We start from the raw sequence: 17,777 nt of genomic DNA, 5'->3' as shown, positions 1-17,777 counted from the left end.
CACAAACAGTTATCGTTTCTTTATTGTCATATTATGTATAGCAATTTCCCAAAAAGTAACATCTTCCTCGCTCTGTAAGTAGGTTATCAACGCAACACCTTTATATGTTTCATATTTAGATAAGTTACTTACGCAAATCAAACTAACTATTATAGAGAAAGTCATAATGTGTAATCAGAAACCAGCAAATGTAACCATCAATGTAGAAGCAAACCATGATTCTTTGATGTTAAAGCTGAAGCCAACTGGAAAATTAACAAAGGAAGTGGTTACTCAAGTAGCCAATTTGATTGAAACTAGCATTAAGGAAAATGAGGACAAGAAGATTAACCTTCTTGTTGATGCTACTGCTTTCTCTGGTTGGGAATATGAAGCATTTGTGGAAGATATTAAGCTGAGTATTAAGCATCGTAACGACATAAACAAAATCGCATTATTTGGCGATCAAAAATGGCTTGAAATAGCGGCTACATTGGCGTCATTCGCAACCAGTTCAGAGGTGAAGTACTTTACTAACAATCAAGAAGCACAAGGTTGGATTAAACACTAATTGCGCAACTACCCTGTACTGAAACGTGTCAGCCAGTTTGGCTACCACGTTTCAGTAGTACCAGTAACATTATTGGTAATCTTGTCTCTAATATCAGATAGATCACTATAAAAGAATAGCGTTTCGGACAAGTTTAATACCTGTATCGTCGATGCTTCCAAGATCGCATGATAGTAAAACTCTTCCGCCGCAGATGTATTCCCTGTTGATTCCGCTACCTTGGCACTAATTATGTAAAACATGATACTACGCCTGTCGTAAGGGATGGCTGTAAGATACTGCTTCGCTTTGTATGGCTCATCTTTACTCATCTCCATCATAGACATCGCTTCCAATAACCTAGGTGTAAGCTGCTGATCCTGAGAAAACTGGTTGATGGACTGCTGCATTTTCTGATTAAGCTGTTCTATTTGATTGATGTTATTGCCATCAGGTTTGATATACATCTTCGATAGAATAAACATATAAGCCGTTGCGATGGTGTATTGATTTTCGGGTGCTTGTTGGGCCGCTAACTCTATCAGTTGTAATGCTTTTTCCTCATGATTCACCTGAAAAGCTGCACCTAATGACTCCAATATAGAAGAAACTGCATTCTCATCATCAGGCAACTCATCCACCAGACTGGCGACCTGAGATTTTCCGACCGAGATATTGAAAGACTCAAGTAGGTCAGTCAGCGATTTATTTATTGCGGCTTTCACATGCCCTTGTGAAATCTTGTACCGTCGATCTAGGTGTTTATCACCCGATACTCGGTTAAAGTACTCAATTTCTAGATATTGATGACCACCTCGTTCAATCGACGAAAAACGTAACTCGTTGGCCGCGACTTTTGCAGCAGGCCCATCATAGATGATCCTATAATCTCGATAGATCTTTAAATAATCCAACAACTTACGAGCCATCCCTACTTTAAGGTGGTCGCTTAGGAACTCCTCGTTAGCTTTTACATAAATATATCGAGGTTCAAAAGACAAATAACTAGGTGCTATCGTTGAAGCTGGATGCGCCTCTTTTTCCACACCATTGATGAATACCAGATATATTATTCCTGGAACTAGGCAAATCAACAGAACAGACGCTATGGCCCAGTGCTTTAAATAGTTGGTTTTTTGTGTCCCACTAAGTCGCAGAGGTCTCAATGAACGAGCATTATCAGTATCACTCGTTTTACCTGCTTGTGATGATGTTGTCTTATCTTTGTATAGGGGATTCTCTGACTTACTTAGCGCTCCGGCACCTACCCTCCCGCCATCGACTGGTGCGGGGATTTCGACTTTTCTTTCAACATCCGCATCTAACTTGTAGCCTCTTTTAGGAACAGTAACAATATACCCAAATGGATGACTACCGTGCTGTTTGAGAATTTTTCTTAACTCAAATATCGCCTGAGTAATGACTTGATCAGTTAAGATCGAGCCATTCCAGACTTCATTTATTAATTCATCTCTAGAAAAGACGGTATAGGGATTATCACACAGAAAATGGAACAATCTAGATAGTCGATGATCGATAATAAACTCTTCGTCATCCAAGATAAATTTGTCTTCACTTGGAATAAAAACCCAATCATCAATCGTAAATTGTATCTTCTGGTTCTTCATAGGTTAGTATTAAGTAACTGTAACTTATAAAGAAGTATTGGATACTATTTAGGATATTTCAAAAAAATCCGCCTTACACGGCACGAAAATGACGCACAAAGCGGACCCCGAAAAATCCTGACGTATCGCTTAGAGAATATCTGTTAGTAGAACCCCGACGCCAATACGCTTGTTGTTGTAATTGTAATCGATCAAACTTTCACCATACCCTTGGTAATATTGAACATAACCACGAACTCTCCCTATAAGAGGGAAGCTCATACCTGCCTCAAAGCCACCATAACCGGTACGGAAGTTATAACGAGCTACTCCACTGAACTCTACCGCTTGGTATTTATAAGCAGCGGTTAGTTCAAAGTGTCCCATGTAGTCTTCTATATCGGGGTTATCGTCATCACTGTCAGGGATGCGGTACCAAGGCTCCAAATAAACCATGAGGTCATCTTCAGCATATCCAATACCACCATAAATTCGATTCCAACTGCGACTCAACTCCTGAGTTCGTCCATTAGATTCATGTTCAAAACCAACTCGTGTAAACCACACACCTTCCGAACTATCTATTGGCAAAGGAGATTCATAGAAAATCTCTGGACGATAGTTAGTTTCACGGAAAGGAGCTGATATCTCCGAAGAATATGCCTGCCAAAATGACTTTAACGTAAAACCAAAGTAAATCTGATCTTCTTCGTTAAAAATACCATCTTCGACAAGAGGCATTTTAAAACTGATCTGGAACTTGATTTCCTCATCTTTGAGTTCATCAGACTTTCCTTCAAAAATGTCTGATGTGTAAGGCGCCGTATTTACCTGGCTCATTTCCGTAATAGGCAAAATGTAGTTTTGCCTATAGGGAGTAATGACAAACGGGTTATTCTCCGTCTCTTTTTCTAATGAGTGTCGAGTTGGAGAGACATGTTCTGTCGACGCTTGCACTTCACTCAAGCACTGTGCCTTGATCTCATCGAGGTTATCATGTTCAACATCCATGTGAATCTCACGCAACAAACAATTATCAAAGCGTGTGTCGAAACTGGCATCGTTTTCTTGCGCCAAAGCATGCATAGGCCCGAAGGCCACAAGTAGCGCTAGGATTTGAGAATGTCGAACAGATAACTTCATAACTCAACCCTTACATGTACATAGCGTGAAGAATGAAGTCGACGCTTTGCTCAGTAATTCGATTCACGTTCGCATCTAAGATTTTTTGTGTGATCTTCGACTTATCGTTCTCAAGTACGCCATTGTTGTTTACGACAAAAATACGACGAGCAAGTAAGTGGCCGTCATCTTTATCTTTAATATCAACATCCACAAGTAATCTTACTGAACGATCACGAGTACCAGCCGCCTCTTTTGCTAAGGCAACGATTGCACCAATTGGGATAATTTCTCGTGCTTTTACATCTTCACCGATGTCTTCAACTTTAATGATGTTGACGTCAACAATAGCTTGGTGTTGGCTCGCCGCATCTGTTGGGAACAGTTTCGAGCTCTTTTCAGACAAAGTGCCTTTAAGTTCTTGCTTAAAGTTCTCTACTGTTTGGTCTGTTAGCAAACGGTCTATCGTTTTACTAACGTGTACATTAACATCGTGAACGATAATATTCTGATATTCGTCTTTTTTAAGGTCGCTCGAGTGCCAAACATATCCATCTTCATGGGAGTTGTATTTTTGTTCTTCGTATGTACGTCCATCATTTAACGTCACCATTTCTTCTTTATCTGGTAGTGAACCTGCACACCCAGATAGAACCGTGATAATAGATAGTAGTAGTATTTTAGCTTTCATTTCTTTCTCCAGACCTTATTAGTCAATCTTGCTTTAAGAACAATAAATATGTTCAAGTGAATTTCGCTAACAATTATGATTAGCAAAATTAAAAAGTGAATAAACTAATCAGCATACTTCTATTAATGTTAAATTTTCTATTATTTATTGATATAAAAAACCTGAATAAAACCAATGATGGCGTATAAAATAAAAATAAAACCCTTAATAAACAATGATCTAAAGACCATTCATCGTAATAACCCTAACCCGAGAACAATTAAAAGCCGCAAGTTTAGATATAAAACCACCTTTGAATAGATAAATCTAAAACAAAAATACAGAACTAAGAATATTTATTATTTACCATACAATTAGAGCCTTATTATTTCATCATTTTATGTAGCGGTTAAAATTAACATCGAAATCTGGCCTGATTAAACCATCAGGTATATATAAGCTCAACCAACGCCATTTAGGCGTCAATTAATAAGGTATTTAAAATGTTGAAATATGTACTTCCTCTTTGTGTTCTAGCTTCTGCATCGGTAATGGCAGATGACTTTAATCCATCAATTGTTGCCAGTGACGGCTCTCAAGAGCAGAACCAATTAAGCGTTGATGCAGCAATGAGCTCACTTCAAACTGACACAATTCGCGCTAACGAATTCGACTATGTTTTAGTGACTGACGATAGTGTTACTACACAGTTTGATACTTACTTAGATTCTATCTATCGCCAAACATACATCACTCAAGAAGAAGCTAAAGAAATGGACCTTAAGCCGGGTTATTCTTTCCACGTTTACGACTTTGATTCTGTTCAAGATCTAGAGAAGAAAATCGCGGAGCGTATCAACCAAGATAAACCGATTTACTTCACTGTTGACTACTATCAACACCCTGTAAACCAGTCAGAACGTACTGAATACACAGCGAAAGTAACGCTATACTAATTTTTGTCCCCGATATTGATTCAATATCGGGGATTTTTTTTATCTTTCCTACCTGTTTCCTCATTTCCGCTTTCTATCCTCCACGAATGAAAAGCTTCGTCAGTAGTTCATCGTTCAATTCATCCATTGCCAACCAGTCAAAAAGCAAAGGCCCAACTCGGTTATAGTGGTGAAAAAGCGATATCAATTGTGTCAAAGAGTATTGTCTTGGAGTGTGTTAGCTCGAAGGGTTATTAGCTTGAAGAAGTGATGGAACACTTTGAGAGAATAGGAACTTATTAGTGAGGTGTCAGAAAGAGGCATACAAACGTACCTATATTTGCATGCCTAAATTGAGGTTATTGAGATTTGCTTTCTGATATTGGAGCGTTCTTGTTGTCATACACCATACATCCGCTGTCGGGATTACAGTTGACTAAATACACCACTTTTTTACCACAGCCGGACACTCCAACTTGATACTGAGGTACTTCATAACGATAAAGATCGATCGTTTTTTTGTTTAGTACTGTTGTTTGCACAGTTTGGCAGCTTAGTTCAAACTTCGCACGATTCATTGCCGCTTCCGTTGCCATAGATTGGTTTTCATTTAGAAATTCTTGAGTGCTCGTACAGCCCATCATAAAAATAGACGTTAACGTACTGATTAATAATAATTTAGTCTTCATTTGTTTTCTCTAATTGATTGTGTAATGTATATTTGAGGCGTATTAGAACGCCTCGGTAAAGGTGAGATAAAAACCTTTGTCGTTATTACTTCCTATCCCCAAATCCACGCGAACGTTCATTCGCGGTTGAATTTCATACCGATAGCCGACGCCGTAGCTATAGAGAAAGTTCGAGTACAGCTCATCCAATGAACTATCGACGGAACCTACTCCAGCCCAAAATGTCACACCGTGCTTAGTCAAGTGGTCTTGACCGTCTCTCAGGGTCCATCGATATTCCAATGTGTTTTCGATGGCAATGTTGTCGCGATAGCGACCTTGATAGATGCCTCGCATAGAGTCTTGCCCGCCCAAGGTCGGCATGTCATAAAATGGAACATCACCTTGACTCCATTGGAGCTTATTGAATAACGCTAACACCTTGCCTTTTGACAGGGCGTAGTAGTATCGATAATCCACAGACGCTTTTGAGTAGTCGTTGTCACTGCCAATGAATGAGTTGTAATCGACAAACTCAATTCCAAGGAAGCTCCCTTGCCAGGCATTAACCGTTACATCGCGAGTATCGTATTGCACAGTAAAACCTGCACCGATTGAAAATGGCTTATCACGATAAGTTTGGAAGTTGTCATCGTTTAAGGCACTCGTGGGTAAATCATCATTGCTAGGATCGTAGTAGCGAACGCGAAGAACAGGACCTACGTACCAATGTTGATTTGTTCTAAAGGTCAGATTGGCATCGTAGTTAACAAACTTGTAGTCCAACGACATATCATCACTTGCATCGACTACCTTTCCCTTGTCATAGCCTGTTCCCCAGTAGTACTGGCTTTGATTGCCAAAGCTCAGACTACCTACATAACGAATATCGTTATTCTGGAAAAACAAATTCTGTTTCGAACGTAAACCAAAGCCGATACCAGACTCCATCTCGTTACCAATTGCCACGAGACTGACACTAGAACGTTGTAAGTTGTCACTGTCGCGGTCGGTGCTAAAAGAATAGAGCCCTCCTAACGCGAGCATAAGCCCTGTTTCCGGCATATAGCCAGGGCCTCCTAATATTGAAACCAGTGGTAATCGATTGGTTTCTATAAATGCCTTTTTTTCTTTTTTCAGCCTTGCTTCTTCCCTCTCAAGCACAGCACAGTTGTTAACACACTCCTTCTGAAGCTGTTGATTGGCATCGATTTTTCTATCAAACTCAGCCAATTGAGTTTCTGCTTTCCGAGTATTTTCAACAAATACTGGTTTAGACAGAGAGACTATTGAACTTTGTTCACCTCGCCCTGTATTGGCGTAGCTCTGACTCAACGGCATCACAAATAAAAAGCAAGAGGCTGCAAAAAAAGAAAGCACCATCCTTGGTGCTTTTTGATTGGTTTTCTTCACTATTGTTGCTCTTCTACAAGCTTAGTGTTGGTATCCTCAGTAGATTCACCTGAGTGGTCATCAGCCAGGAATGTATAAACCGTAGGGACGACAAATAAGGTAAACAGAGTACCTACTGTCATGCCCACAGTAATTACTAGACCGATAGAGAAGCGGCTTTGCGCGCCAGCACCAGCTGCTGTCAGTAGTGGTACGACACCAATTACCATTGCTGCTGTTGTCATCAATACTGGACGTAAACGTTCCGCTGCTGCTTTCTTCACTGCGGCAATCTTATCGCCTGCGAATTCCGGCTGGATTTGGTTCGCAAACTCCACGATCAAAATACCGTGCTTACTGATCAGACCGATAAGCGTTACAAGGCCAACCTCAGTGTAGATATTGAGCGTATCGATACCCAAGTACAAAGGAATCATGGCTCCGAATATCGACAACGGAACACTGGTCAATACGATCAATGGATCTTTGAAACTTTCAAACTGAGCCGCTAGCACCAAATAAATGATAATAAGCGCAAGAGCAAAGGTTGAAACCAAGGAAGCTCCTTCTTGGACGTACTGACGTAATTGACCAGATGAGTCTGTTGCGTACGACGTTGGAAGAATTTGTTTTGCACCTTCCTGCATCACTTCATAAGCTTCACCAATACTAACGCCTGGCATCATCTTCGCTTCGATAGTCGCGCTGTTCAATTGCTGGAACTGATCCACGGCTGATGGCTGCACACTTTGCTTGATATCAATAAGCGCTGATAGCGGAACCATAGTGCCGTTATTTGAGCGCACGTAATATTGGTCGATATCATTCCAAGAACTACGGTCAGAACGTTCTACTTGAGTGATTACCTGATAGCTGCGCTCATCTAATGCGAAATAGTTAATAAAGCCTTCACTCACGTAGCGAGTTAACACATTACCAATTTCTTGCGCGTTCACATTCATCAATGCTGCTTTGTCACGATTAATGGTAATTTCTACCTGAGGCTTATTGAACTCTAAGTCATTCTGAACATAGATAAACTTGCCACTATTGACCGCATACTCTTTCATTTTTTCTGCGTACTGGTAGAGCTCCTCATAGCTTCCTGTCGGCGTTTTCAATACTATTTGGAACGGCAGACCTTGCGATGTACCAGGTAGATCTGGAGGTGAAATAGTAAACACCTGCAATCCAGGGAAATCGACTATGTCATTCTGGAATCTTGTCATGATGTCTTTCACTGACGCTTCACGAGAATCCCAATCTTTAAGTACACCTAATCCGAAGAACTTATTGTCTTTTTGGTAACCATTTACCATCATCGACATTTCAGTTTCAGGATAACTGCTGATCGTTTTATCCAACGCTTGAGTGAAATTGCCAAGGTAGTCGGTATTAGCTTGCGATGGGCCTTGACCCATCATGATTACAACACCTTGGTCTTCTTGCGGAGCCAATTCACTCGCAGTGTGAGTAAACATGAACACCAACGACACAAGGAAAGTCAGAACTAAAGGCCACACCAACAGACGGTTGTTGAGTACGGTCGTTAGGATGTTTTCATAATGATGTGTAACACCAGAAATAACATTATCAATTTTCTTAACCATTGCGCCTTCTAGAATCTGCTTGTTGAGCATTTTAGAAGTCATCATTGGTGTGAGAGTTAGTGCGATAAATCCAGAGATCAATACAGAACCAGCAAGAGTAAACGCAAACTCTGTAAACAGTTTCCCCGTTAGACCACCCATAAAGCCGATCGGAGCATATACGGCAGCCAACGTAATCGTCATAGCGATGACAGGACCAGCGATCTCTCGTGCACTTTCAATCGCCGCTTGTACTGGTGTTGCCCCTTCCTCAAGGTGGCGGAAGGTGTTTTCTACAACAACGATGGCATCGTCAACAACTAGGGAGATAGCCAATACCATTGCCAGTAGCGTCAACAGGTTGATACTAAAGCCCATAGACATCATCAAGAACAACGAACCGATGAGTGACAATGGAATAGTAACCAAAGGAATGACCATGGCACGCATTGAGCCCAAGAACGCTAAGATGACGATAATTACGATCACCGCAGCCTCTACAAGAGTCTTGGTTACTTCTTCAATCGAGCTATCGATAAATTTCGTTGAGTCATAAACCACTTCCGCTTTCATACCTAGCGGCAAGCTGTCTTTAATCGCTGGAAGAACGTCGTACAGTCCTTTAACAACCGTTAGCGGGTTTGATGTCGAGGTATTGCTGATTGCTGTTGTGATCGAGCTTGTACCGTTAAACAATACACGCGAGTCGTAAGTGTTCGCACCAAGCTCTACCGTTGCTACGTCTTCTAGGTGAATTAATTGACCATTCGCAGCTTTAAGCACCATGTTTTTAAATTCATCAACAGATGATGCATCGGTGTGTGCATTAATATCAATCTCGATATAGTCCGCTTTCAATTTACCCGCAGCACTCACAGAGTTACTACCCTGGATTGCAGCCTGTACATCGGCAGCCGTTAGACCAAACGCCGCCATTTTGGTTGGGTTCAACCAAATACGCATTGCAAAGTCACTCTGTCCTAGTAGGTCGATCTTTGATACGCCATCTACAGTTGAGAATGTTGGCTTAACCACGCGACTCACATAGTCAGAAATCTGCTGTGTTGCCAGGCGGTCACTTGAAAACGAAACATAAAGGATTGGCGACTGTGATGTCGATTTCAAGATGCTCGGGTCCTGCGTACCTGCTGGTAAGCGATATTTCACTTGTTGAACCAGCGACAAGATTTCGGTTAGTGCTTTATCCGTTGGATAATCCAGTTTCAGATTCACCGTAATTAAAGACTTACCTAAGCTACTTTCTGATGTCATGTAGTCAATTCCCTCAGCTTGCGCGATTTGCGCCTGCAGAGGTTGGGTAACATAACCTTGGACACTGGTCGAACTTGCGCCTGGATAGGTCGTCGTAACCGTAATCACACCCGTTTCAATTTCTGGGTATTGACGAACCTGAAGCTCCGAAAAAGCTTTGAGCCCCAGCACCAATAACACCAAGCTCAACACTGTTGCTAGAACAGGTCTCTTTATAAATATGTCGGTAAAATTCATAATTTTGCCTATTTATTACTTAAATGTTTTAGGAAACGGAGTTGAGTTATTGATCTTAACCACGGTTCCTTTCTTAAGTTGTTGTTGGTTGGAAGTCACAACGATTTCGCCTCGCTCTAAGCCTGACACAATACCGACTAAGTCATCTTTGCGGGGGCCAATTTCGACTAACTTCTGCTCGACAACTTGTTGACCATTTTCATTTTTCACGACAAAGACACTGTCGCCATAAAGAGAGTAAGAGATAGCAACTTTTGGTACGGGAACAATCGCAACTTCACTGCCTAACGTTATTTTTGCGTTGATGTACATGCCACTCACAAGTTGGTTTCCATCGCCTTCTACTTCTGCACGCACACTGATGTTGTGTGACTGCTCATCTGATGATGGCTGGATAGCAGAAACAATCGCAGAGAATGTTTTGTCTCCATAGGCATCATTGGTAAAAGTCACCTTTTGTCCTAATGCAAGCTGTGGCTGAAAGTCTTCTGAAACTGAGATATCGATGAAGTTGTCGTTAATACTTTCTAACTCAACAATAAGTGCACCTGGATTGATGTAATCACCAAGATCGATGGTGCGAATACCTAATTTGCCAGCAAACGGGGCTTTGATGCTCATAAAGTCAATTTGCGACTTAATGTAAGCAAGGTCTGCCGACTCTGCGTCATATTGAGCTTGCGCTTTATCTACCGAGTTTTTTGCTGTGCTTTTGGTTTTAAGAAGTTTCACCTGACGTTGAAGTTCGATCTTTGCCAATTTCTGCTTTGCAAGTTGGCTACGGTATTTTGCTTGTAGTAATGAGTCATCAAGTTGAACGATAACATCACCCTTATTTACCGTTTGACCGGAATTAAAGTTGATTGCTTTAACCTGACCGGAAATTTGACTGGTAACTTCTGTAGATTGTTTAGATGTAATTTGACCTACTGCTTGGATGTTTTGTTCCCAGCTATCTTTTTTAGATGTAATAGCAGTTACAGAAACAGCAGGTGCTTTATACTCGCTGATTTTTTTAGCGATCATATGATTTTTAAAACTATTAAATCCGAAAACAAATAGCAGTATTAATACTACTACAGCTAGGACTATTGATATTGCTTTCTTAGACATAACCTTCACTTAATAATGTTTAACGTTGAGAACACATTTAATCTACCGTGATAGAAAGAGAATTTAATAACTCTTGGATAATCAATGCATAATGTTCAATAAACAAAATATAAACATTAAAAATCAATATCTTACAGAAAACAAAGGAAGGATAAAATATAAAACAATGATGGTAATTTCATGTTTTATCAAAGGGGAAAGATTAAAGTATCCGGGTACTTAATTAGGAGTAAGACTATGTCAGAGAAAATGCAACATACAAAACACACCACCTCAGAGAAGATGAAAAGAATCTATGGTGATGTAGAGCACAAACACAATAAAGACCACTTGGAATTTGAAGATAAAGTTAAAACTCATCCTCACCAAAAACATGGTGGTAAAAACGAAGGCCATAAACATTTAGTTAATCACCACTCAGATGGTCATCATGACAAACATCACCATGATAAAAAGCACAGCCACAAAACTTCTTCTAGAACTCATCATAAAACAAGTTCTAAGTAAGAGAATTAATATATCCCTAGCGTAATAACTACGCTTATAAAATAATATTTGGAATCGAAAATGAATCGTAATGACGAAAAACAGCTAGAAACGCTTAGCCCATTTGAAGTAAAAGATACACTGATGAAGCTTGCTGCTGAAAACAAAGATCACGCTATGATAAATGCTGGTCGAGGCAACCCAAACTGGGTAGCGACAGTGCCAAGAGACGCATTTTTCCAGTTAGGTATGTTTGCTCTACAAGAATCTAAAGCAACCTACTCTCAATACCCTGGTTTTGGCGGCATGAGTGAAAAAGACAATATCTCAACGCGCTTTCTGTCATTCTGTGAAGACCATGAACAGAATGAAGGCGTTCGTTTTCTTCTAAATGCATTTAGCTTCTTAACAACTGAACACAAACTTGATGCGGATGAGCTCATCTATGAATGGGTAGAAGGCATTCTGGGCGATAACTACCCTGTACCTGATCGCATGCTTAAAAACTGCGAGTTCATTTCTCGTAAATACATTGAACAAGAGATGGGCAGCAAAGCTGGTTTACCAGACTCTCACTTTGATTTGTTTGCTGTCGAAGGCGGCACTGCTGCGATGGTATATATCTTCAACACATTGAAAACCAACCGTCTTCTAAATAAAGGAGATAACATTGCCATTGGTGCACCAGTGTTTACACCTTATCTAGAAATGCCAGAGCTTGAAGACTACAGCTTAAACAAAGTAGAGATAATGGCGTCAGAAGAGACACAATGGCAAATCCCAGATAGCGAACTAGAAAAGCTTCGTGACCCTAAAATCAAAGCCTTCTTCCTCGTTAACCCAAGTAACCCAGCTTCAGTTAAACTGAGCGATGAAACACTGCAGAAAATTGCAGATATCGCCAATGAGCGCCCAGAGCTGATCGTGCTGACTGATGATGTGTACGGTACGTTCACCGATAACTTCACCTCATTGGCAATGTTAGCACCCAAAAATACTATTCTGGTGTACTCATACTCGAAATACTTCGGTGCAACTGGTTGGCGTTTGGGCGTTATTGCCCTAAATGAAGACAACAATCTTGATAAGATGATTCAGGATCTACCAGAATCTACACGTCAAGAACTGACTCAACGCTATAGTGGTATCAGTCTTGATCCTGCAAATATCAAGTTCATCGACCGACTTGTTGCTGATAGCCGTGCAGTTGCTCTAAACCACACTGCTGGACTGTCTACTCCACAACAAATCCAAATGGCACTGTTTTCTCTGCTTGCTCTACTAGAAGGTGGTAAAGAATACCAAGATAACGCGAAACGCATCGTACGTGCTCGCTATCACACACTCATGGAAAAATCGCTGACTGAGCCAACCATCGCTGAAGACAACAGTAATGGCGCTTTCTATTACGTTGAGATTAATATCCAAGACCTAGCAACATCTGCGTACAGCAGTGATTTCTTTGCCTGGATGCAAGAAGGCTATGAACCGCTAGACTTCCTAGTTCGCCTAGCCGAAGAAAGTAGTATTGTGGTCATGCCTGGTGGTGGTTTTGATGCTCCAGAATGGTCACTACGTGTCTCTCTCGCTAACTTGCCACAGTCGGCTTATGCGACAATTTCAACAGCAATCAATGCCGTTTTAGAAAGCTACTATCAAACTTATTTGAACAATCGATAGTCAATTCTTAGCGCTGAAAGCCTCGTTACAAAAATGTATCGAGGTTTTTTTTGTATTTTCACCAATACTATCCAATACTTCTTTATTAGATACAGTAAGTTATGAATGGTCTATGAAAAATCAAAAAGTACAATTTAAAATAGATGATTGGGTGTTTTATCCATACGAAGACAAATTCGTTTTACATGGAGAAGATATCGTCATTGATAACAGGCTATCCAAGCTTTTTCACTTCTTATGTGAAAATCCCGACACCGTGTTCTCAAGAGACGAACTTATTAACGAAGTGTGGAACGGGTCAATCCTAACAGACCAAGTTATCACTCAAGCTATTTTTGAGCTAAGGAAGATACTCAAACAGCACGGCAACCACCCATATGGCTACATTGTCACGGTTCCAAAACGTGGATATAAGCTCGATGCGACTGTTGAAAAGGTCATAGAAACACCTCAACCTGTCATCGAAACCACTGATTCTGTCTCTGAAAAAATTGATGTTTTGCGAGACGAGTCGGCACCTGAAACAACCGATATTGTTCTCCCTGAAGCAGGAGCAAGCACGGAAGTCGAAGCCTCAGCGGCTGAGCCAGTACGTCAACGCCCCGCCATGCAAACTGCAACAAAGAAAACTGGTTTTAGGAAGCGCTGGATTGCAACCGCGGCATTACTCGTTATCGGCATAGGTGTGGGTGCAAGCTATCTGCACGTAAAGCAAAATGATCGAGCCGCTGCAAAAGTCATCGAGCCCATTGCCACACCAAGTTACCTATCTCTTGAACCTCGTTATATTCACGTCATTCTTGAAGATGGAGTCCTACGCGATGATCTGAAAGTAGGGTTTACTAAAAAGCTTTTGGAACTGCTTAAAACCTATAAGGATTATCGTGTCATCTATGACGGTCCAGCATCTAAAGTAGCGGCAAATGAACTTAAATTTGCGGCATCCAAACGCGATAACCAAGACTACATTGAAATTGAATACGTGAATCGCATATCTGGCCATAAACATCTTGATCGCAAATATCGAGTTACAGAAGACATGCTGAAGCCGTCTTTGAAAAAGTCGTTAGACGATTTGTTGGATTCATTTAATATCGAAATTGAAAAGTCACTAATCGCGGATTTGGTCGATGAACTTCCTAACGAAGCTGCATCAATTGAGTCAGCTTTGACGTCTATTGGCGCGTCTTATCATGACTATACTCATACCAGAGCCATTGAGCTCATTGAAGAGGCCAAAAAACTTTCGCCAGACAACCCTTACGTTGTCGCTACCGGCTATATTTTTAACGTATCTAGAATGTACCTTGATCCGCCACACAACATGGCACAATATCTAGAGCAGTTAAACACAGAGACTTTGCTGAAGTTTGAACAGTTTGCTAGCGCCAATCAAACTACGCCAAGAGTTCTTGAAGCTAGTGCTATGATGGCGTTGACCAACGATGAACCATTGCAAGCGAAGACCATATTACAAACCATTCCTCATGAACGGCGCACTGTGTTTTTCTATATTTTAAATGCGAAAGCCTCAGAACTAACAGGCAATAGAGACGCGGCTGAAGAGTTCTATTACCACGCTGTCCTAGAGTCCTCAACTATTCAAGTTCTAAATCTATCTGAAGTGTTGTTCTTCAATAGCGACCTTTCCGATATCAAGAAAAAGGTAGAAACAAGCTTAAGCGAGAATGACGCAGTATAAGTCAAAAAGGGCAGCGTGGTTAATACCACACTGCCCTTCTATATACGGAGGATTTGGAACAATCACTACCATCGATAGGTCAACATAGCCATTACGCTTTTTCGACCTTCACCAATATTAGCCTCAGCGGAGACACCATAGCTTCTCGCTAAGTTCCAGTTAAAGCCAACAATGCCTGACCAATCATTCGTATTGTACTGATCAATGCTGTAACTCAAGCCTTGGATATCTAACGCATCTGTTTCACTTGTTGTACCGGTGTTATTCATATACGAAACACCAATGTATGGACTAAATAGACCCCAGTTTTCAATGTGATAAGACCGTCCTACACGAGGGCTCACAGCAATGGTTTGACTCGATGTACGACCATCATCAGTTTGAGACCATGTATAACTGATTGGTAACACACCAAAGTATTCTCCAAAACCAGCAACAAAGTTCGTCGATATTCCATAGTTCCAACCCTTAAATTCTGGAGAAAAAGATAGAGAGGGTAGGTTGTTCAATGCACTCGATAACTTGTCACCACAGTAGTCATTGAAGCGGTTACACGTCACTTTAGAATTCGCTAACTTGTCAGATAACGTACCAGGGAACACCGAGCCAGGTATTGTTACATTAAGATCCGTATTACCATCAAAACGCCCTACATGGGCGCCTACTTGCATGAATGGAAATAACCAAGCGGCTGCTCTTAGTTGCAATGTCGCAGTTTTGACATCAGGATTGCCAAAGTCGATTTGGTTTAAATCAACCACATCACCTAATGACACATTGCCTACATTAACATTTAGATTATTAAAGCCAATATTCTGCTCAGTATAAGTAGGAATAATCGACAATGAAAAAGGCAACGGTAAATCAAAGCCCAGGTCAATTGCATTCTGAGCGTAAAATGGAAGCGCATGTTGCCATTTCCTATCGAGCTTTTTCTGTTCTGTTAGCTCTTTAGTTGCTACAACATCGCCAGTTCGTGTTGCATTTCTCGCTTCTCTTCGTGCCTGCTTAATATCCTCTCTCGATTGCAACCAAATATCTTCATTATTTAGCATTGTGCTATCCGCATAACTCGGTGAAGAAATAATGGCGAGAAGAAGTGTCGACAATACTGCCTTTTTCATTCTGATTACTCTTATAATGGTTAATATATCGTGATCATGTATGTTATTTAGTACTCACAAATATATTGAAAACTGAGATTAGTTAAGAATTGTGTAACCACGCTCTTTCATACAATTGCGCATAACGGTATCTTTCTCACTTTGGTAATTCGCTTCAGCTTGTTGTTTTTCAGCAGAACTGCCTAATACACCTGTTACTAAACCAATTCCTGCGCCAATTCCTGCGCCTTCTGAACCAGAACCACCACCAATTGCGGCTGCACCAGCACCTAAGGCAGCAGCACGTCCCATATGTTTAATCGTAGTGCGTCCTGTACCTTCAACATTTTGCTGTTGTACTTGGTCACTTAATTGTTGACATTGATACATATCTGCACTGTATTTCTCTTGGTCAATACCTTTTGTATCGATGATTAGATTATCGGCAAATACTTGAGGAGAAATAATTAAACCGATAAGGAGAGTTAGCTTTAGACTTTTCATGTTAATTCCAGCTTGTTGGTTGATTTACAACTACTCTAACTGAAAATTCCGCTACAAAAATCAACGTAAAATAAAGGTTAAATAATAGCTTTTTAAACCTCATAAAAATCATAAATCAGCTAGATAAAACCTCATAAAGAGGCGATAAAATCCCAATAAAAACACATAGTAATCCATTGTTTTATATGTAAAAAATAAAATATAGCAGAGTCTAATTTATCCATGATTACAAGTGGTAACTCATGACATAAACTTCTCGAAAATTCTAATTCAACAAATACATCGGAGAAGAAATGTCAGCTTCATCATATTTCACCAATGCAGAGTCTAAAGATAGTCTCTCGCACTATTTAGGCTCTATTAGCAAGTATCCATTACTTAGTGAAGAAAAAGAAAGAACACTAGCTAATAAGGTAGTTACAGAAAATTGCTCACAATCGTTAAATGAGCTGATACTGCCTCATTTAAGATATGTTGCTTACATTGCCAAAAATTTCGTTGGCTACGGTATGTCTACTTTAGACATTATTCAAGCCGGCAATGTTGGACTAATAAAAGCAATAAAGAAGTTCAACCCTGCTCGAGGAATTCGATTAGTTTCTTTCGCTATTCACTGGATAAAGTCAGAAATTAACGAATACATAATCAAGAATTGGAGCATGGTAAAAGTTGCAACAACGAAAGAACAGAGAAAATTATTTTTTAACTTGAGAAAGCACAAAAATGATTCTGGCTGGGTAAGTGAAGAACAAGCGAAAGATATTGCGAAGAATCTAAAAGTACGAGTGAGGGATGTATTTGTAATGGATGGACGACTATCTAATAAAGATAAACAGTTAGAAAGTCATAATTATGATGAAGAATTTCACTGCCCATATACTGAAGACAATTATTTTCGCGAGCATCGCGACGATTTCGCAGACAATCATGAAGAAGAAAATTGGAGTAACCACCTATCTTCTGAGCTAAAGATTGCAATACAAAAGTTAGATGAGCGCAGCAAAGATATTATTTTTCATCGATGGCTAACCAACGAAAAAGCCACACTCTCAGAGTTAGCAGACAAGCACCAACTATCCGCTGAGCGAATTCGTCAAATTGAAGTCGCCACGTTAGCAAAGCTAAAGAACCTAATGGGTCACATACCGATGGCTAACGCAGCCTAACA

The 17,777-nt window shown here is 40.4% G+C and carries 15 protein-coding genes; 6 read left to right on the top strand and 9 right to left on the bottom strand.

The window, feature by feature from the left end:
* Window positions 1-166: 166 nt before the first annotated feature.
* The gene (locus JKJ11_RS23895) at window positions 167-550 is read left to right on the top strand and encodes a SpoIIAA family protein (protein WP_006070215.1); all 384 of its coding nucleotides are present in this window, start codon (window positions 167-169) and stop codon (window positions 548-550) included.
* 41 nt (window positions 551-591) lie between these two features.
* Here JKJ11_RS23895 and JKJ11_RS23890 read toward each other — a convergent pair whose 3' ends face one another.
* The 3 genes from JKJ11_RS23890 to JKJ11_RS23880 form a co-directional block, all read right to left on the bottom strand.
* The gene (locus JKJ11_RS23890) at window positions 592-2,157 is read right to left on the bottom strand and encodes a winged helix-turn-helix domain-containing protein (protein WP_252039399.1); all 1,566 of its coding nucleotides are present in this window, start codon (window positions 2,155-2,157) and stop codon (window positions 592-594) included.
* 129 nt (window positions 2,158-2,286) lie between these two features.
* Window positions 2,287-3,279: a phospholipase A gene (locus JKJ11_RS23885; RefSeq protein WP_062461837.1), complete on the bottom strand. Its 993-nt coding sequence runs from the start codon at window positions 3,277-3,279 to the stop codon at window positions 2,287-2,289.
* A gap of 10 nt (window positions 3,280-3,289) precedes the next feature.
* Entirely contained in the window at window positions 3,290-3,949 is a 660-nt protein-coding gene (locus tag JKJ11_RS23880; RefSeq protein ID WP_006070218.1) for a DUF3313 family protein, read from the bottom strand.
* Between the two features lie 482 nt (window positions 3,950-4,431).
* Between JKJ11_RS23880 and JKJ11_RS23875 the strand changes: the two genes are divergently transcribed.
* Entirely contained in the window at window positions 4,432-4,884 is a 453-nt protein-coding gene (locus JKJ11_RS23875; RefSeq protein ID WP_006070219.1) for a DUF2536 family protein, read from the top strand.
* 338 nt (window positions 4,885-5,222) lie between these two features.
* Here JKJ11_RS23875 and JKJ11_RS23870 read toward each other — a convergent pair whose 3' ends face one another.
* The 4 genes from JKJ11_RS23870 to JKJ11_RS23855 are packed head-to-tail and all read right to left on the bottom strand — an operon-like array spanning window position 5,223 to window position 11,134.
* Window positions 5,223-5,552 carry a hypothetical protein gene (locus JKJ11_RS23870; protein ID WP_006070220.1) on the bottom strand — a complete coding sequence of 110 codons (330 nt, stop codon included), beginning with the start codon at window positions 5,550-5,552 and terminating at the stop codon, window positions 5,223-5,225.
* Window positions 5,553-5,594: 42 nt separating this feature from the next.
* A complete protein-coding gene (locus JKJ11_RS23865) occupies window positions 5,595-6,944 on the bottom strand; it encodes a BamA/TamA family outer membrane protein (RefSeq protein WP_252039397.1) in 1,350 nt (449 codons plus the stop codon).
* The gene (locus JKJ11_RS23860; RefSeq protein WP_252039395.1) at window positions 6,944-10,021 is read right to left on the bottom strand and encodes an efflux RND transporter permease subunit; all 3,078 of its coding nucleotides are present in this window, start codon (window positions 10,019-10,021) and stop codon (window positions 6,944-6,946) included. Before JKJ11_RS23860 ends, JKJ11_RS23865 begins: the two co-directional genes overlap by 1 nt.
* Window positions 10,022-10,036: 15 nt before the next feature.
* Window positions 10,037-11,134 carry an efflux RND transporter periplasmic adaptor subunit gene (locus tag JKJ11_RS23855; RefSeq protein WP_038221943.1) on the bottom strand — a complete coding sequence of 366 codons (1,098 nt, stop codon included), beginning with the start codon at window positions 11,132-11,134 and terminating at the stop codon, window positions 10,037-10,039.
* A 237-nt stretch (window positions 11,135-11,371) separates the two neighbouring features.
* Here JKJ11_RS23855 and JKJ11_RS23850 point away from each other — a divergent pair, with 237 nt between their 5' ends.
* The 3 genes from JKJ11_RS23850 (at window position 11,372) to JKJ11_RS23840 (ending at window position 15,002) form a co-directional block, all read left to right on the top strand.
* Window positions 11,372-11,641 carry a hypothetical protein gene (locus JKJ11_RS23850; RefSeq protein WP_006070224.1) on the top strand — a complete coding sequence of 90 codons (270 nt, stop codon included), beginning with the start codon at window positions 11,372-11,374 and terminating at the stop codon, window positions 11,639-11,641.
* Window positions 11,642-11,701: 60 nt separating this feature from the next.
* Entirely contained in the window at window positions 11,702-13,300 is a 1,599-nt protein-coding gene (locus JKJ11_RS23845; RefSeq protein WP_063604660.1) for a bifunctional aspartate transaminase/aspartate 4-decarboxylase, read from the top strand.
* A 112-nt stretch (window positions 13,301-13,412) separates the two neighbouring features.
* Window positions 13,413-15,002, top strand: a complete 1,590-nt coding sequence (locus JKJ11_RS23840; RefSeq protein WP_006070226.1) for a winged helix-turn-helix domain-containing protein — start codon at window positions 13,413-13,415, stop codon at window positions 15,000-15,002.
* A gap of 65 nt (window positions 15,003-15,067) precedes the next feature.
* Here the strand turns inward: JKJ11_RS23840 and JKJ11_RS23835 are convergent, their stop codons facing one another.
* Both JKJ11_RS23835 and JKJ11_RS23830 read right to left on the bottom strand, forming a co-directional pair.
* Window positions 15,068-16,126: a hypothetical protein gene (locus tag JKJ11_RS23835; protein WP_252039394.1), complete on the bottom strand. Its 1,059-nt coding sequence runs from the start codon at window positions 16,124-16,126 to the stop codon at window positions 15,068-15,070.
* A 78-nt stretch (window positions 16,127-16,204) separates the two neighbouring features.
* Window positions 16,205-16,609, bottom strand: a complete 405-nt coding sequence (locus tag JKJ11_RS23830; protein ID WP_006070228.1) for a hypothetical protein — start codon at window positions 16,607-16,609, stop codon at window positions 16,205-16,207.
* Window positions 16,610-16,902: 293 nt separating this feature from the next.
* Between JKJ11_RS23830 and JKJ11_RS23825 the strand changes: the two genes are divergently transcribed.
* Window positions 16,903-17,775: an RNA polymerase factor sigma-32 gene (locus JKJ11_RS23825; protein ID WP_006070229.1), complete on the top strand. Its 873-nt coding sequence runs from the start codon at window positions 16,903-16,905 to the stop codon at window positions 17,773-17,775.
* Window positions 17,776-17,777: the final 2 nt, after the last annotated feature.

The sequence above is a fragment of the Vibrio sp. SCSIO 43133 genome (assembly GCF_023716845.1).
Classification (GTDB): domain Bacteria; phylum Pseudomonadota; class Gammaproteobacteria; order Enterobacterales; family Vibrionaceae; genus Vibrio; species Vibrio mediterranei.
The sequence above is the reverse complement of the archived record's forward strand: the minus strand, read 5'-3'. Positions and strand labels throughout refer to the sequence as shown.

Excerpts from the sequence above, each read along its gene's own strand:
- JKJ11_RS23825 (WP_006070229.1), top strand. The coding sequence starts at position 16,903 with ATGTCAGCTTCATCATATTTCACCAATGCAGAGTCTAAAGATAGTCTC.
- JKJ11_RS23835 (WP_252039394.1), bottom strand. The coding sequence starts at position 16,126 with ATGAAAAAGGCAGTATTGTCGACACTTCTTCTCGCCATTATTTCTTCA.
- JKJ11_RS23845 (WP_063604660.1), top strand. The coding sequence starts at position 11,702 with ATGAATCGTAATGACGAAAAACAGCTAGAAACGCTTAGCCCATTTGAA.
- JKJ11_RS23860 (WP_252039395.1), bottom strand. The coding sequence starts at position 10,021 with ATGAATTTTACCGACATATTTATAAAGAGACCTGTTCTAGCAACAGTG.
- JKJ11_RS23850 (WP_006070224.1), top strand. The coding sequence starts at position 11,372 with ATGTCAGAGAAAATGCAACATACAAAACACACCACCTCAGAGAAGATG.
- JKJ11_RS23880 (WP_006070218.1), bottom strand. The coding sequence starts at position 3,949 with ATGAAAGCTAAAATACTACTACTATCTATTATCACGGTTCTATCTGGG.
- JKJ11_RS23895 (WP_006070215.1), top strand. The coding sequence starts at position 167 with ATGTGTAATCAGAAACCAGCAAATGTAACCATCAATGTAGAAGCAAAC.
- JKJ11_RS23890 (WP_252039399.1), bottom strand. The coding sequence starts at position 2,157 with ATGAAGAACCAGAAGATACAATTTACGATTGATGATTGGGTTTTTATT.
- JKJ11_RS23840 (WP_006070226.1), top strand. The coding sequence starts at position 13,413 with ATGAAAAATCAAAAAGTACAATTTAAAATAGATGATTGGGTGTTTTAT.
- JKJ11_RS23885 (WP_062461837.1), bottom strand. The coding sequence starts at position 3,279 with ATGAAGTTATCTGTTCGACATTCTCAAATCCTAGCGCTACTTGTGGCC.
- JKJ11_RS23870 (WP_006070220.1), bottom strand. The coding sequence starts at position 5,552 with ATGAAGACTAAATTATTATTAATCAGTACGTTAACGTCTATTTTTATG.
- JKJ11_RS23875 (WP_006070219.1), top strand. The coding sequence starts at position 4,432 with ATGTTGAAATATGTACTTCCTCTTTGTGTTCTAGCTTCTGCATCGGTA.
- JKJ11_RS23855 (WP_038221943.1), bottom strand. The coding sequence starts at position 11,134 with ATGTCTAAGAAAGCAATATCAATAGTCCTAGCTGTAGTAGTATTAATA.
- JKJ11_RS23830 (WP_006070228.1), bottom strand. The coding sequence starts at position 16,609 with ATGAAAAGTCTAAAGCTAACTCTCCTTATCGGTTTAATTATTTCTCCT.